A 15,378-nucleotide genomic window follows, 5' to 3' on the forward strand; every position below is an offset into this window, starting at 1 on the left:
GCAAATCCAACTTTTGAGAGTCATAACTTCTCATCTACATCAATAAATTACTCCATTAAACAGCTCTAATTCTTTAGTTTTAAAGCCATCGCATTGATAGCCACGATAAGAGTGGATACGGACATAAGAACCGCTCCTGCTGCAGGAGCCAACGTAATCCCAATGGAAGCTAAAATTCCTGCAGCTATAGGAATGGCAATAAAGTTATAACCGGCTCCCCATACGAGATTTTGCTTCATTTTACTGGTTGTTTTGTTGGCCAATTCGATAAAGGATTCAATATCCCCTGGATCCGACTGCGTCAAAATCACATCAGCAGAATCAATAGCGACTTGAGTTCCGGCTCCGACTGCTATTCCAACGTCTGCCATCGCCAGGGATGGTGCATCATTTACGCCATCACCCACCATAATGACGGTCTGCCCTTTATTATTCAGTGATTCAACCAACTCGTATTTATCTTGAGGAGATTGATTGGCTCTGTATTCAATGCCCAGTTGCTCAGCTACCCCTTGGGCGGCTGTTTCATTGTCACCTGTAGCCATAATTGGTTGTATATCGCTATGTTTCAATGCTTGTATCAGGTTTTTACTTGTTTCTTTTAATTCATCACCTAATGCGACCGTACCGATCGGTTTCCCGTCTTCAACCAATATACTTAACGTCGCCCCTTTTGGAACATCCACCTCCAACTCTTTTTCAAGTGCCTTTTGACTGATCAATTCGTATTTGCGGCCATTGGCGTTTCCTTCCACACCAGCACCCGGCACAACATCTATCGAATCAAAGCGGACAGATTGAATCCCCTGTTTCTCTGCGTAATGGACGATCGATTGGGCGATTGGGTGGCTAGAGCCGCCTTCAATCCCTGCCATAAGGGCCGCGATTTCAGCTTCGGTATGTTGGCCATTCAGTGTTTCCATTTTCAATACTTTAAATTCCCCAGTAGTCAATGTGCCTGTTTTATCCAATATCATCACATCGGCCTTACTTGCCAGTTCCAATGCTTCCCGGTCTTTCACCAACAAACCTCGGCTTGCACCCAAACTGGTGCTTCGTGCAATCACTAAAGGAATGGCAAGGCCGAGAGCGTGCGGACAAGCGATGACCAACGTCGTGACCGTAAAGAGAATGGCCGTTTGAAGATCCGCTATATACAGCCAAACTCCAAACGCGATGATGGCTGCCGCAATGGCGATATAAAATAGCCAGCCCGCTACTTTTTGGGCCAAGTTTTCAGCTCTAGAAGGCTGATTTTGCGCCTGGCCAATCAAGGTTTGAACTTGAGAAATGAACGATTGGTCGCCCGTTTCCTGCACTTCAAGATACAAAATGCCTTCGCCGTTCGTGGAACCGCCGATCACTTTGTCTCCGACTCCTTTTTCAACGGGTTTGGATTCTCCCGTCAGCAAGGCTTCATTGATCCGGGAGGCTCCTCGTTTGATGATGCCATCTGCTGGAACGTTTTCGCCAGCCTGAACCCGTACCAGGTCTCCGACTTTTAATTCGGTTACCGGACGCGTCTCAATCAAATCGTCTTCCAATACCACATGCGCATCTTTCGGCACTAATTCAGCGAGCGATTTTTGCGCATCTCCTGCTTCTCCGACAGCTTTCATTTCAATCCAATGGCCAAGGAGCATAATCAAAAGCAACGAAGCGAATTCAAAGAAAAAATTCATGATGTGTTCACCGCTTAAATAGAACGCCGCCACTGCGTAAATACTATAAAAATACGAAACGGAGATCCCTAAAGAAACAAGGGCCATCATACCCGGAGCTTTTTGCTTGAATTCGGCTACCGCACCTTGAAAGAAAGGTTTTCCGCCGTAAGCCAATAAGATAGTTGCCAATACAGCGACTAAAATGTCCGAGTACAAGAAAGTGAATTGAAAAGGAAGCTTAACTTCCATCATTGGCGACAATAACAGAATGATGATGCCAATTGGCAGCGACTTCAGGAAAATTTCTTTAAAATTCCCATGATGATGATTGTCCTGTTCATGCCCGCTGTGAACGGAATGAGCATGATGATCGTGGTTCTGGGATGGGTTGCTGTGGGCATGACTGCCCTCTTCTACTTGTGCTTCATGATAGGCATGCCAGACATGTTCTGAATGGTCCATTTTGAGAGGATCTGTGTGTTCATAGTGAGAACCGTGATCTGGATGATTTTTTTCATTCTTTTTCATTTTGTACGCCTCCCTCATATACCCCTATAGGGTATATTTGTTTTAAAAATAAATAGTGCTGTGCAGCACCCTTATACAACGTCATATCCTTGGTCTTCAATTTTTTCTTGAATTTCACTTAAAGAAGTTTTGTTAGTGTCACATTTAACTGCCACTTCACCTTTATTTTCTTTGATAGCTTTGCCTAAACGATGGTATGTGTGATCTTCCATTAAAGCCAGTGACACTTTATTCATCGCCGATTAAATGACACTAACTTGATGCAGGATATCGACACAGTAACAATCGTTTCCGACCATTTATGAACTCAGAGAACTTGCCTCTCAATCCGTTTCAACCGATTCAAAAGCTGCTGCTTATTAGGTTGCTCTATTGATTTTATCAGATCTTCCATTCTTTGAACCTCCCGAACAAATATACCCCTCACCCGTATAGTACTGCTAATTTATTTGTTTGTCAAAGCAACTGATTCGTTTAGCGCTCCATTTTTAGTTTTGATATTACTTTTATAATGCCTATTCCTCTACAGGAATTTGTGCGAACTCAGGCGTACATATAGAATACTGTCGATGGCAATTGATTATTCCTGTTCCGTTAAACGTACTGTACAGGTTAAGGTCAAATCCGACTTTTCCCCGTCGACCCATAGTTCATACTCCATCACCTAATCAGTGTTAAATACAATATTTAAAAGATTATCAACAACCAAAAACCGGTTTCCATTTAAGGAATCCGGTTTTTCTAGTTTAAAATCGTAATAAACATGTCTCTACAGACACGTATAAGCTAATTATTAATCGACAGCGGAATAATTTTGACTGTCGCCGCCCTCGACCGCGCACTGATCATCGATTTAAGATAAGGGCTGTGTTGGTACTTTTTATGATACGCCATGTCAATAAAATCGTTTATTGGACCCTCGACCGATTCGAATTTTACTTCTTTTGCCATGCCGGCGCCAATAATTTTACCCTCTTTCTGTTTCATAGCGGCCTGGTACCATCGGGAGTTATGCCCATTATAGGCGCGCACATAAAGATGATGGTCAACCACGACAGACCAAACCCAGGTTGGTGTGCCATAAATTACTCCACCTTCACGAAACGGTGCAATATGCAGGTCATCAGCTGTAGCAATTTTGAGCAGCTCCTCATTTAGCCATTTAATCATGGTACTCCTCCTAATATAGGTAGTTTTATTCTAATAATGTGGAATGGATAAAGTGCTACAACGGCCATGCCGTAAAGTTGAAGAATCCCTAGGCTCTCGCGTTATTGAAATATGGATGGCTTCAATTTAATGAAAAGGACTATAAGGCCTGAATTTGAAAGCTCATTTATCCTCTTTCAACTTCGCAGCTAGTGCCGTTTTTCGGGCTGGACTCTCCTCCTGCTTTTGAATGAACTTCAAAGCATAATGCGTCCCGGCAATATAGATTCCCATGATCGAAAGGTGATCAATCAAAAATTTTGCCGTGGACTGGGTACTGAACCAGCCAAATGGACTGTATATGAATAGTTTGGAACCTATCTCCTCTTCAAAGGAAGCATGCACCCCGTAGGCAACAATCAACACTGCCAGCGTCCGCAACCCAATGGTACGAATCGGATTTGCACCCTTAATATTCGTCATTCTCCGTACTGAATTGATAAGCATTCCCCAAGATAGACCGATATGAACTGCCATGATGATGAACCCCCAATAGGCCGCCTGAATATGCAATTGCCGCAGCGCCATGTCGTTGTCTATTGGAATAAAGGGAAACAAATCACTCGAAATCAGCACAGCACTAATCATCATCGCGGCCATTGTTATAAGAAAAAGCATGTTGATTCCTATCTGCAAAATACGACGAACGTTATACTTCCCTTTGAAAAGCGTCTTATACCAACGTCGATTCAAAAAGTTATGGATCGTGAATTGGACGAGCACTACAATTCCAATGATTTCATGGACCATGTTTCCAGTAATATAGTAAGCTATTGCGAATAACATAAGAATGGTCATCATTAGATCATTGCCTAGCCTGAACATCAGCTTTCCACTCATACCCTGCACCTCTTTCTTTTCTTCCATTCATCTCTGAATTCGTTATGTAGGCAATATCTTTCCATGGCTCTACTTACTCAGCTCTTAAACTGCTGAATATACAATCTCAGGAGCACCTCTTGAATTTTTTTCGATTTTTCTTCTGCTTCTAATAGACGGGTTTCTCCCCTATTGATTCCATTGGTATGGGCAAATCCCTCGCTGACCTTCCATTGCTCTGTCGGAACAACTGAGCCAAAAATTTCTCCACTCTTTTCCTTTGATTGCGCGACATCTTCTAAATCAAACTCTTCTAATTGATCCATCGAGTTGATATAGTCATCCCGCTCCTGATTTGCATGACAGGTAAAGCAACGGCCAATATTATCTTTAGCCACTTCTCTGTCAGGCGTAAACCGTTGGTATTCCCATTCCCCATTGCGTTCTTCGGGCGAATATTGGGAACCCCACCCTTCCTGCTTTTCCATCACTAAATATTGATCAAGCTCTCCGTCCTTATATCCCACCAAGGTGATGACTGTACCTCTCGGAAATTCCTCTCCGTTCTGCGCTGCTTCGATCGCTTCTTCGCTGTTTATATAAATGTCTTCATGAATATCGCCCCGGTCATATGTCGCAAACACAATTCCCTCTTCAAGATCTTCAGGAAATTCAACAAGATGGGCTCCAGAACCGATCTCATCAAATTCCTGACCTTGCCCTGAAGTTTCCTCCCCATTTTGCAGAGCAGAATCCGCAGATTCATTATCTTCGCTGCAAGCTGTTAGGGTGAGCGCAAAAAGTATTCCAAGCAACCTCAAAATTCGTTTCATTCTGTATCCCCCTAATTTCATCCTATGATTCTGTATTCTTCACCTTTTGGTTTTTATCCAGTTATCTATCCCCCTGCACTTGTTGTCGACTTTCTTTATTATTCAAATTTAAGTTAATGCACTTGCCTTTTCCTGCAACTTTCTTTCCGTCGTTTCTACTACAGCGGTGTATTTAGTATTTCTGAGCCAGATAAACAGCAAACTCAATAATGCGGCAAATATGCCGGCCAGGATTACATGGGAAGTCCCTAATGATGCAATGAATAAGCCACCCGCTGCTGCCCCGACTGTTGTCCCGATATTTACAGACGACAAGAACAAGCCGTTTGCAAAATCAGGAGCTTCCGTTGCAGCAGAGGAAACTACATATTGGGTAAGATTTGCCCCTATTCCAGCCAGGATTCCCCAGAAGAATATCAGGACAGCTGCCGGGAAAGTAAATTGGCCAGTGAAAAATAAAATGATATATAGAAGACCTACCAAAACGGGAACATATACCATTGTTTTCATAGGATTAGAGGTGAGCAGTTTACCAGCCCATATATTCCCGATCACATTAGCTGCACCGTAAATCAATAATATGAAACTCGTTACATTCGCGGATACATTCGTTACTGTTTGCAGATATTCTGCCAAGTAGCTGAAAACCGCGAAAATGGCTGCGTTAAACAAAAGAGCCGTTAGAATCGAAAACCAGGTTAGTGATTTTTTCAGTATTTTTAATTGTGAGCCATAGGAAATTCTTTCATTGACCGGTATGGATGGTATGAATAGAAGGGTCGAGATAAGCACCAGGAAATTGACAATGGCAAAAAAGGAAAGTGCCACTTGCAAATTAAACATGTTGGCCATAAAACTTGCGATTGGAACTCCGATTACCATTCCTGCGGATACTCCGATAAATATTTTTGAAATGGCTTTTGGTACATCCTTGATCTTTACCGAATTGGCCGCTACCGAAAATGCCAACGATACATACACGGGATGGAAAAGCGCCGGGATAAGGCGGGCAATCAATAAAACGGTAAAGCTTGATGTAAAGATAGAAATGACATTCCCTGCCACAAAGATACTTAAGACAAGGACCATCACTTTCTTTCGATTAAGCCTTGAAAACAGTAAGGGCATTGTTGGCCCGGATATAGCCACTCCTATAGCAAAAATACTCACAAGCCAGCCCGCTGTGGCAACACTGACACCAAACTGATCCGCAATGTTCGGCAATATTCCGATAAACCCCATCTCGGTGTTCAAGATGCCAAAAACACCGACGGTCAAAATGAATACAATTAAATTGTTTTCTTTCATAAAAATAACTCCTATCTTAATGTAAAGAATTAATATCAGTTTTTAGAAAATTTCCTATGGACGTAAAAGATGTTTTTTCCATTCTACTGCCTATAGCTATTCATTACTAATACCTATATCTGATATCTTGAAATGCTTTTAACGCATTTCATATTTGTGTATAATAATTAAAAAAGAAGGTGAGCAAAGTTATGGAACTAAGGGTATTACGTTATTTTTTGACTGTCGCGAGAGAAGGCAGCATTACGGCAGCAGCTAATTTTTTGCATGTGACACAACCGACTTTATCAAGGCAGTTAAAAGATTTAGAGGAGACGTTAGGTAAAAAATTATTTATCCGAAAAAGCCACAATATCGCCTTGACAGATGAAGGAATGATTCTCAGAAAGAGAGCAGAAGAAATCCTGAATATGGTCGAGAAGGTGGAAGAAGAGTTTCAGTCAATGGAAGAAACAATCGGCGGTGATATCTATATCGGCGGCGGGGAAACAGATGCGATGAAATTGATTGCTCAAGTTGCAAAAGCGGTTCAGCAAAACTACCCCAACATCAAATATCACCTGTACAGTGGAAACTCTGATGATGTGACAGAGCAGCTGGATAAGGGTTTGCTGGATTTTGGCATACTGATCCAGCCGGCCGATCTGTCAAAATACAATTACATCAACCTTCCGGCCAAGGACCAATGGGGAGTTGTCATGCGAAAAGATAGCCCGTTAGCTCTCAAAAAAAGTATACAAAGAACCGATTTAGCAGATCTTCCCCTCATATTATCTAGGCAAGCGATTAAACAGGGATTATCCAGCAATGAATTTTCCCAGTGGTTTGGTGAGGATTACGACAAATTGAATGTGGTCACTACCTATAACCTCGCCTATAATGCAGCCATTATGGTCGAAGAAGGAATGGGCTATGCCGTCTCCCTTGATAAAATCGTAAATACATCGAGTGAAAGCAAGCTTTGTTATCGACCGCTAGAACCGAAGCTTGAATCTGGCCTGAATATCATCTGGAAAAAACATCAGGTTTTTTCAAAAGCTGCTCAAGTGTTTTTTGATGAGATGCAGCATCAATTTTCAACCGGCTGGTCTGGCAAACAAGAATGACCTTTTTTTCAAAAGAAGAATCTGTTGTTCTTGCAAACACTTTGACTCACTTAAAGACCCCCTTCATATTATTGAAGGGGGTCTATTCGCTTTCTTTTTTACTTGTTATTTTCAGCTAAATCAAGAACAACATTTATATCACCAGCTCCAACAGCTTGAGCAAATCTTTCCACGTCTTCAATATAGCCAAGACGGGTGTAGTTAAAGGAAGTAGAAAATTTTTCATAGAATAATACCAGACAATTGTCACCATAAAGCATGATTTCTCCCTCCTTTATAACACCGGGGCTTTCAGAATCTGTCGGGAGGCTATCCGGAAGATAATAGAACTTTTCATTCCTATGAAGATCCTCCATCCTTATTCTTAAAGGAAGTAATTCAACCAATGCTTGTGTTGTCCGGTTATCGTAAAGTTTTGCTAGGAATATTTCATCGCCTATTTTTATATTTATAGTTAGCAGAGCTGACATATCAGCTTCCTCCCTTTCCTGGTTAATTTCACTGCTTTGCCCTTCTTCTACAACCGTCTTTTCACTTTTTGCGTTAGATTTACTTTTTTGCATTTCCTCTGTATCCGTCTCTTCTGTTTCATTTTTTTGACTAGCAGAACAAGCAGTCAGGCTGAAACAAAACATAAAGATACACAGTATTAAAAAGATTATTTTCATTTCCGATGCCCCTTTCTTTCAAAATTCCGCCTTAATTTAAGCTTTCCTACCGTTTCTTGAACTCTATATCGGGCAAGGATTTTCAAAATAAAAAGTGTGAATCCGACAAGGCTATGAGGGATTCACACAGAAGCTTTATTTAGACTGCGATCAACTCCAAAAACTTCCTATCTACAAAATAAATCTAGTGTATTTTTAAAGATTTTCTTGGAAGAAAGACTCCAATTTGTCAAAAGGGATCAACTCCCAATTGTCGTATAAATCCACATGTCCTGCATCCGGTACAATGTGAATTTCTTTCTCTTCGCCAGCTAGCGCGTAAGCGTCTTCACTATAGTATCTGGAATGGGCATTCTCACCTGCAATGAACAGCAGCGGGCGCGGACTGATCGTCTTTATTTGCTCAAGCGGGAAGAAGTTCATCAACGCCCCTCTGCTGGTCAAGCTCATAGGCATGGAGCGAGGATGTTGCCCCCTAGGAGTACCATAGTATTCGGCAAACTCTGCTGCAGCTGCTACTTGTGAAGGTTTTAGTTCGACAGCAGAGCCTACTAAGTCTTGTACCGGTTCACCGCCTTCAGCCTCAATCCAGCGCTGTTCAGCGGCTTCTTCAAGAGCCGTTCTCCATTCTTCTTCAGTCATCACCTCTTCCGCTACCGGTGCTAATCCCAATCCTTCTCGATGGGCGCGGCCCATATCGTACATGCTGACTGTCGCTACAGCCTGCAAGCGAGGATCAGTCTGTGCAGCATTGATTGTAAAACCGGCACTTCCACAAATACCGATGACACCAATACGGTCACGATCCACTCCATTGTGCGTTCCTAAAAAGTCTACTGCTGCACTGAAATCTTCAACAAAAGCTTCAGGTGAAGCGATATTACGTGGTTCCCCGCCGCTTTCGCCATTATAGGAAGCGTCAAAAGCAACGGTTACAAAACCGCGTTCTGCCATCTCTTGAGCATACAAGCCGGAAGTCTGTTCTTTCACACCACCAAACGGATGCCCTACAATGATTGCAGGCATTTTAACTGAGGGATCTATATCTTTAGGGGTATACATATCGGCAACCAACTCAATGCCAAGCCTATTTTCGAAAGCCACTTTTTCATGAGTCACCTCGTCACTCTGAGGAAAAGTCTTGTCCCATTCCGAAGCGTTTACTGCACTCTCTTGAACCGAGCTTTTTTCATTTTCATTTTGACTGTCTCCATTATTGGCTGGATTGCCTTCTCCGCCTGTGGCGAAAACAATAGCGCTAACTAAAATCAAGACCAGGGCAGCTGTTCCAACTGTTGCTAATAATTTTTTACTCATCTTAACCCTCCTATTTTTTATTTTCACTACCATCATAAATCGGCAAAATTCAAATAACCAATACCTATATCAAATAAGCAGATATACTTATTAGGCATATGAAGTCTATTAAGGAAATTTTATTATTAAGGTGCTTTATCGCTGACTCAAATTAACAAAGTATTTCTAGAAGCAAAATAATTTTATCTATCACAAGTCACATTCGCTAATTTATACTAACTTTTACTATTTGCTTTCAGATTTAGAACGGCAGCGTAAAGGCATTGATTTTGCTTTATAAAATCGTATTCCATTTGGCAGAGTTCCAGATTTGGCCGAAACTGGTGTTGATGTGAGTACAGTATGTAGTGCAGATGCCTCAGATGTTCGTTCACTCCGGGATTTTGTCCATCTCTGTTGAAGGGCTCTCTATCAACTAGAGTCTCCTCGCTTGAAACTGAAAATCTATAAACTATTGGGAATGATTGGGGTTCCCAGGAACGTTTTTGTGACGAACCAGTATTGGCTGATCTTTCCGCCACGCGTATTTTTATGGTGTTGATTTTAGGGCTTCACGGCCATCGTAGAAAGGCTTACATACAAGCAAGACCGCCCGCTAAATTGCCTAATATATAAGCACCCTAAACAATCACTGTATGGCACTTTCTTTTTCAGGGATGGAAGATAAAAGAACGTAGACAAAACGAGCAAATTGTTTTTATGACGAAAAAAAGACAAGAGCTTAAGCTCTTGTCTTTTTTAGTAGAATTTACTCGATTGTTATGACAGAACCAGTCAGTTCTGTTTCTTTGTCGCCATCTTTAGCGTAAGCATTTATCAGGTAGCGGCCTGCTTTTAATGGCTGGCCATCAATGGTCATATCCCATCTGAATGCATGGAAACCACGAGGCACATTTGTTGCTTGCGCTGTTGTAGTCAGCAACGCGCCTGTGCTAGCATTTCTGATCCGCAGCTCAAATTGGTCTGCACCAACTGGAACATAAACATCTCCTGTTAAGTAACCGCCTGCCACTGATAATCCGATGCTGCTAAGCAATGGATAGTCCGGCTGCTGTACGAATAAAATTGTCGGCACTTCGATTGTTTGTTTTCCGTCGTTCAAAAGGAATGTGCCTTCATAGTAGCCTGGCTTCAATTTGCTTGTGTCCACATGCACACTGAAGTTCAAATCTTGTGTCTGACCAGGCTGAACTTGCAAGTTGTTGCTTGTTTGGACTTTAACGCCTTCTTGTCCTGTAAACGAAATCGAATAGCGCTTGCGTTCTTCTGATAAGTTATGGACCGTGAATTTTTGTTTTTTCACTTCTTTTCCATTGTCTTTTTCAAAAATCCCGAAAGAGTGGCTGCCAGGAGTGGCAAGAGTTTTCGTGTTGATCGCATCTAGCACACGAATACTTCCCGCACCTTGCGAGTTATGCGGATAAAGTTTGCCGTTCATGTCGAAAAGGTTTTCAGCGGTATTCATCAATGCTGCTTTGACGAATTCAACGCTCCATTCTGGATGCGCTTCAAGAATCAGCGCTGCCGCTCCTGCAACGTGTGGTGAAGCCATGCTTGTTCCTTGCATAGAAGCATATCCGTGTGGATTTGCCGCATTATGCGTTGGTACAGTACTAACGATTGCAACTCCTGGAGCTGAAACATCCGGCTTGATCATCCATGTGTCCATAACCGGACCGCGGGAAGAGAAGCTAGCCATTGTTTCGCCGACTTTTTGAGAAAATGCAATGTCAAATGAGATTGTATTGTTGCCAGCCGCCAATTCAGCAAGCAATGTCTGGCCGTCTGCAAGTGTTGTGCGGATTGTCGGAAGCGCTAGGCCTGGTACGTCCGGCACGTTGCCTGCAACGTTGTTGTACATCACGGCACCAACTGCGCCGGCTGCTTTAGCGTTTGCCACTTTATCAACAAAAGCAATGTCACCGCGAGAAATCAAGGCAATTTTTCCTCTTACATCGATTGAGGAAAAATCTGCAGGTCTTCCAAGGCCAGCGTTAACAAATTCATACTCGCCTTCATTTAAAGCTAAAAGCTCGTCTTCAGAAGGAAAGCCCATTGTTGCTGCTGAAGGGTATGTCTTGCCTTCAGAAGTGAAAAGTTTTGCGCTGAATACATTGTATGGAAGCTGAGTTGCGCCGACAGAAATCGCTTCACGCGAAGTTCCTGGAGAACCGACCGTCCAATTGTTCGGGCCGCTGTTGCCGTTGGAAGTAACGGCTACAACTCCGTCTGCCATTGCTGTATCCAAAGCGATGCTTGTTGCATAGTCAGGATCGTTGATCGAAGCACCAAGTGAAAGGTTCATAACATCCACACCATCTTGAACTGCGCGTTCGATCCCCGCAATTACGTTCGCAGTGGTGCCTCTGCCGCCTGGCCCAAGTACACGGTAGCCAAGAAGTGTCGCATTTGGAGCTACACCTTTAATGTTTCCGTTCGCCGCAACTGTACCCGCTACGTGGGAACCGTGGTTAGTCGAAGCGCCCCGTGGGTCACCAGCAGGTGTTTCTTGCGGATCATTGTCGTTATCAACAAAATCCCAGCCCTTGTAATCACCAAAAGCATGTGCCAAATCCGGATGTGTGTAGTCAACTCCTGTGTCGAGAATTGCTACAGTGACGCCTTCACCAGTATAACCGGCTTCCCAGGCATCTTTTGCACCGATGAATGGAGCGCTGTCAAGCATTTCTGCGCTGAACAATTCGTCGGTAATTGTTGCTGCATCTTCCGGAGTCACTTCGTATTCCGCGTTCGGGTATACCGCCTTGACACCTGAAATTTGAGTTAAGGTATAAAGTTCGCTTTGTGGAATTTCTGCTGAGAAGCCAGAAAATACTGTGTCGTATTCCTGGATCACTTCGATATCAGCTGACGATTGTTGCAATTCCGCAAGAATCCGCTTCCGTTCCTTGTTCAAAATTTGTTCAGATTGCTTTTTTCCTTTGTGCTTTGCTTGCAGAACGGAGTCTTCGTCCAACTCAACAATTATTGAAATATGATCCGATGATGAATGATCTGCTTCAACGTAAAGTGAAGCCTGTGAGGAGTCGCTGTTCGCAAAGCCTTGAGCTCCAAATGACGAAAACGCTAACAAAAACATTAAAGCAGAAATAGAAAGTTTCTTAAACTTCTTTTGCATTAAGCATTCCCCTTTTTTTCTAGAATTTTAGAGTAGTCATCGAGACGGTGTTCCTTCGTACAGGCACCTCCTTCATACTATTCCATTTACAATCTTTTTAATATTACAATTAATTACATTACTTATCTACGCAACTAGAAAAAATAAGGAATTATCCTCAAATAGCCATTTGAGTCAAAAATTTATTATATCATTAGTAACAGTTTTGCAAAAATCGCCCTAAAACGAAAAAATATTTTTTTAAATCCCTTGGAAGCTTTAGAAGAACACTAACGAATCAACCTATTAAGATTTTGTCCTCAATTGAAAACTAGAAGGGCAATTAAACTTTCAGAGAAATTTATCAGAAAAAATAGTAAATATGTGTTGTAATATAGATAACTCTTAAAGAAGAATTTTCTTGAAATCAATCGCACACTTCTTATTACCTATATGTATTTTTCATTAATTCCAGAGTAAATCGACTTATGCCAGCGAGACGAAAGTAAGTCCAAGACTGATTCATGGAGGTGCAGTTATGAATATATTGATTATCGGTGGAGGTATTGCCGGCTTGACTTTAGCGGCGCAGCTTGTACAGAGCGACCATTCAGTCCAAGTAGCCGAAAAGGCATTTGGCCTTCGAACAGAAGGCTATATGATTGATTTTTTTGGTGCAGGCTACGATGCGGCTGAAAAAATGGGGCTTCTTGGGGAGCTGGAAAAAATACATTATCCCATTTCCGGCCTAAATATTAAACGAAGCAATGGCACGATCCGCTATTCCCTATCCTATTCAAAGCTTCGGAAGTTAGCGGACGGCCGCCATTTCAACTTTATGCGAGGCGACTTGGAGTATGTGTTATCCCAAAGAATCAAAAATCGGGTTTCTATCATGTACAATACAACTATTCAGTCAGTCTGGCAGGACGAGCAGAACGTTTATGCCCTGTTATCAGACGGTACCGAATGGCGAGGGGATTTGCTTGTAGGAGCGGACGGCATCCGTTCTAAAGTACGTGAGCTGGCCTTTGGTGATGCGCATCGATTTATCCGCTTACTCGGTCTTTATACAGCAGCATTCACATTCCAGCGGACCGACTTGTACAGAGGCATCGAGAATAGCTTTGATCTTCTGGCGGAGCCTGGCCGCCAAATAAGCGTCTATCCTTTAACTGATAACCGGATGGCGGTATTTTTTCTTTTTCGCAGCAACGAGACCAATAGCCGGGTGATGCGCAGACAAGCGCTTTCTGAACTCACGGACCGTTTTGGAGATATGGGTTGGCTGGTGCCGGATATTCTACGAAACAGCGAGACGGCGTCCGATTTTTATTTCGATGCTGTAGCTCAAGTGGAAGTGCCGCATTGGACGAATGGGCGCATTGCCCTTGTAGGAGATGCGTGCTACGCAGTTTCCCTTTTGGCTGGCCAAGGCGCTTCACTGGCAATGGCTGGTTCGTATACGCTTGCTCAGTGCCTCAGAGAGCGTGATGTTCCTTCTGCTTTGACTGTCTATGAAACCAGCTTGAAACCGCAAATTACCGAAGTCCAGCGGTCAGCGCGGAATTTCGCCAATTTCTTTTTTCCGGATACAACGTTTCAGCTCTTTCTTCGGGACGTTGGCCTTCGGGCATCCATGGTCCCTGTTTTACAGACTTACTTTAAATTTAAAAGCATTCGCCTGCCCGAGCTTTCAAAATGAACTTCTTATAGAGGAGATGTCCGAGATGTCTTTTTCCACTCCAAACAATAAACGTGAAACTCATCCCTATAAAGCCGATTGCACAAAGTGTTTCGGCTTATGCTGTGTGGCTCTGCCTTTTGCCGAATCCGCCGATTTCGCATTTACGAAGCTTGCCGGCACGCCTTGTCACAACTTGCAGGAGAACTTTCTTTGTGCCATCCATGAAGAGTTAAGGGAAAAAGGCTTTCGAGGTTGCACGGTATACGAATGTTTCGGAGCCGGGCAAAAAGTGTCACAGATTACGTATAACGGAATTGACTGGCGAAACAACCCGCTTTCAGCTGCCGAAATGTTCCAAGTTCTGCCCATTATGCAACAGCTGCATGAAATGCTTTATTACCTGGCAGAAGCGCTGGCGCTGAAAGACACCACACCGATTCACAGCCAATTGCAAGAAGCGTTTAATGAAACCGAACGCCATACATTGTTAGAGCCGCAAGTATTATTAGCTTTCGATATTCCAGCCCATCGTGATATCGTTAACAGCTTATTGCTAGAAGCGAGCAGACTAGTTCGCTCTACCGCATCCCTCTCTTTGCCCAAACAGCAGAAAAGGGCAAAGACGCCAGCAATCAAAAGCGACATGATAAGTGCGAAGCTTAAAGGCGCCAATCTTTGCGGCGCGAACTTGCGGGGTGTTTTCTTGATAGCGGCTGATCTTCGCGGAGCAGACATGCGAAAAACCGATATGATTGGAGCTGATCTTCGGGACGCCAATTTGCACGGTGCCGATTTCTCGGACTCGCTCTTCTTGACGCAAGCCCAGGTCAATTCAGCAAATGGCGACGGGCAAACGAAATTGCCTCCCGCTTTAACCATTCCACATCACTGGCTGAAACGATAAACAACTTAGCCACGCTAAAATTATAGGTGTGTTTTTTGGTGAAGGAACTTTTTTATTGGAACTTCATTAGACTACATAATAAAAATATTTTATTTTACAGGTTTTATTTAGTTCTGAAATTTGCTGTTTAAATAACTTGCATTTTGAAACTCTTCTTCAGTTTACATAATTATTTTATAAGTATTTAAAAAAGTTTTATAGGTGTATTTCTTATATT

The 15,378-nt window shown here is 42.8% G+C and carries 13 protein-coding genes; 3 read left to right on the forward strand and 10 right to left on the reverse strand.

The features are described 5' to 3' along the window. Nucleotides 1–65: 65 nt before the first annotated feature. From B0H99_RS05120 to B0H99_RS05145, 7 genes are all read right to left on the reverse strand, one after another. Nucleotides 66–2,192, reverse strand: coding sequence for a copper-translocating P-type ATPase (locus B0H99_RS05120; protein ID WP_181313579.1), 2,127 nt, complete (start codon nt 2,190–2,192; stop codon nt 66–68). A gap of 71 nt (nt 2,193–2,263) precedes the next feature. Then, a complete protein-coding gene (locus B0H99_RS18025) occupies nt 2,264–2,404 on the reverse strand; it encodes a hypothetical protein (RefSeq protein ID WP_245894408.1) in 141 nt (46 codons plus the stop codon). 368 nt (nt 2,405–2,772) lie between these two features. Then, complete coding sequence (locus B0H99_RS18215; protein ID WP_425440380.1) at nt 2,773–2,853, reverse strand: DUF7668 domain-containing protein; 81 nt, start codon at nt 2,851–2,853, stop codon at nt 2,773–2,775. 125 nt (nt 2,854–2,978) lie between these two features. After that, nucleotides 2,979–3,362: a DUF2255 family protein gene (locus B0H99_RS05130; protein ID WP_106532567.1), complete on the reverse strand. Its 384-nt coding sequence runs from the start codon at nt 3,360–3,362 to the stop codon at nt 2,979–2,981. Nucleotides 3,363–3,524: 162 nt separating this feature from the next. After that, the gene (locus B0H99_RS05135; protein ID WP_106532568.1) at nt 3,525–4,241 is read right to left on the reverse strand and encodes a DUF4405 domain-containing protein; all 717 of its coding nucleotides are present in this window, start codon (nt 4,239–4,241) and stop codon (nt 3,525–3,527) included. Between the two features lie 77 nt (nt 4,242–4,318). After that, nucleotides 4,319–5,053, reverse strand: coding sequence for a cytochrome P460 family protein (locus B0H99_RS05140; RefSeq protein WP_181313580.1), 735 nt, complete (start codon nt 5,051–5,053; stop codon nt 4,319–4,321). Nucleotides 5,054–5,161: 108 nt separating this feature from the next. After that, complete coding sequence (locus tag B0H99_RS05145; RefSeq protein ID WP_106532570.1) at nt 5,162–6,361, reverse strand: MFS transporter; 1,200 nt, start codon at nt 6,359–6,361, stop codon at nt 5,162–5,164. A gap of 191 nt (nt 6,362–6,552) precedes the next feature. Between B0H99_RS05145 and B0H99_RS05150 the strand changes: the two genes are divergently transcribed. Next, nucleotides 6,553–7,467, forward strand: coding sequence for a LysR family transcriptional regulator (locus B0H99_RS05150; RefSeq protein WP_106532571.1), 915 nt, complete (start codon nt 6,553–6,555; stop codon nt 7,465–7,467). 98 nt (nt 7,468–7,565) lie between these two features. Here the strand turns inward: B0H99_RS05150 and B0H99_RS17925 are convergent, their stop codons facing one another. The 3 genes from B0H99_RS17925 to B0H99_RS05165 form a co-directional block, all read right to left on the reverse strand. Beyond that, the gene (locus B0H99_RS17925; RefSeq protein ID WP_219905816.1) at nt 7,566–8,135 is read right to left on the reverse strand and encodes a cyclophilin-like fold protein; all 570 of its coding nucleotides are present in this window, start codon (nt 8,133–8,135) and stop codon (nt 7,566–7,568) included. Between the two features lie 195 nt (nt 8,136–8,330). Continuing rightward, the gene (locus B0H99_RS05160; protein WP_106532572.1) at nt 8,331–9,452 is read right to left on the reverse strand and encodes an alpha/beta hydrolase; all 1,122 of its coding nucleotides are present in this window, start codon (nt 9,450–9,452) and stop codon (nt 8,331–8,333) included. A 748-nt stretch (nt 9,453–10,200) separates the two neighbouring features. Further along, entirely contained in the window at nt 10,201–12,591 is a 2,391-nt protein-coding gene (locus tag B0H99_RS05165) for a S8 family serine peptidase (RefSeq protein ID WP_106532573.1), read from the reverse strand. A gap of 517 nt (nt 12,592–13,108) precedes the next feature. On the opposite strand from B0H99_RS05165, the gene B0H99_RS05170 reads away from it, so the two are divergent. Then, a complete protein-coding gene (locus B0H99_RS05170; RefSeq protein ID WP_106532574.1) occupies nt 13,109–14,275 on the forward strand; it encodes an FAD-dependent monooxygenase in 1,167 nt (388 codons plus the stop codon). Nucleotides 14,276–14,300: 25 nt separating this feature from the next. Then, nucleotides 14,301–15,161 (forward strand): pentapeptide repeat-containing protein, encoded by an 861-nt coding sequence (locus tag B0H99_RS05175; protein WP_106532575.1) that lies wholly within the window; start codon nt 14,301–14,303, stop codon nt 15,159–15,161. The last annotated feature ends 217 nt before the right edge of the window (nt 15,162–15,378 follow it).

The organism is Planomicrobium soli (assembly GCF_003014655.1).
In the GTDB taxonomy this organism is placed as follows: domain Bacteria; phylum Bacillota; class Bacilli; order Bacillales_A; family Planococcaceae; genus Planococcus; species Planococcus soli_B.

Excerpts from the sequence above, each read along its gene's own strand:
- B0H99_RS05120 (WP_181313579.1), bottom strand. The coding sequence starts at position 2,192 with ATGAAAAAGAATGAAAAAAATCATCCAGATCACGGTTCTCACTATGAA.
- B0H99_RS18025 (WP_245894408.1), bottom strand. The coding sequence starts at position 2,404 with ATGGAAGATCACACATACCATCGTTTAGGCAAAGCTATCAAAGAAAAT.
- B0H99_RS18215 (WP_425440380.1), bottom strand. The coding sequence starts at position 2,853 with ATGGAGTATGAACTATGGGTCGACGGGGAAAAGTCGGATTTGACCTTA.
- B0H99_RS05130 (WP_106532567.1), bottom strand. The coding sequence starts at position 3,362 with ATGATTAAATGGCTAAATGAGGAGCTGCTCAAAATTGCTACAGCTGAT.
- B0H99_RS05135 (WP_106532568.1), bottom strand. The coding sequence starts at position 4,241 with ATGAGTGGAAAGCTGATGTTCAGGCTAGGCAATGATCTAATGATGACC.
- B0H99_RS05140 (WP_181313580.1), bottom strand. The coding sequence starts at position 5,053 with ATGAAACGAATTTTGAGGTTGCTTGGAATACTTTTTGCGCTCACCCTA.
- B0H99_RS05145 (WP_106532570.1), bottom strand. The coding sequence starts at position 6,361 with ATGAAAGAAAACAATTTAATTGTATTCATTTTGACCGTCGGTGTTTTT.
- B0H99_RS05150 (WP_106532571.1), top strand. The coding sequence starts at position 6,553 with ATGGAACTAAGGGTATTACGTTATTTTTTGACTGTCGCGAGAGAAGGC.
- B0H99_RS17925 (WP_219905816.1), bottom strand. The coding sequence starts at position 8,135 with ATGAAAATAATCTTTTTAATACTGTGTATCTTTATGTTTTGTTTCAGC.
- B0H99_RS05160 (WP_106532572.1), bottom strand. The coding sequence starts at position 9,452 with ATGAGTAAAAAATTATTAGCAACAGTTGGAACAGCTGCCCTGGTCTTG.
- B0H99_RS05165 (WP_106532573.1), bottom strand. The coding sequence starts at position 12,591 with ATGCAAAAGAAGTTTAAGAAACTTTCTATTTCTGCTTTAATGTTTTTG.
- B0H99_RS05170 (WP_106532574.1), top strand. The coding sequence starts at position 13,109 with ATGAATATATTGATTATCGGTGGAGGTATTGCCGGCTTGACTTTAGCG.
- B0H99_RS05175 (WP_106532575.1), top strand. The coding sequence starts at position 14,301 with ATGTCTTTTTCCACTCCAAACAATAAACGTGAAACTCATCCCTATAAA.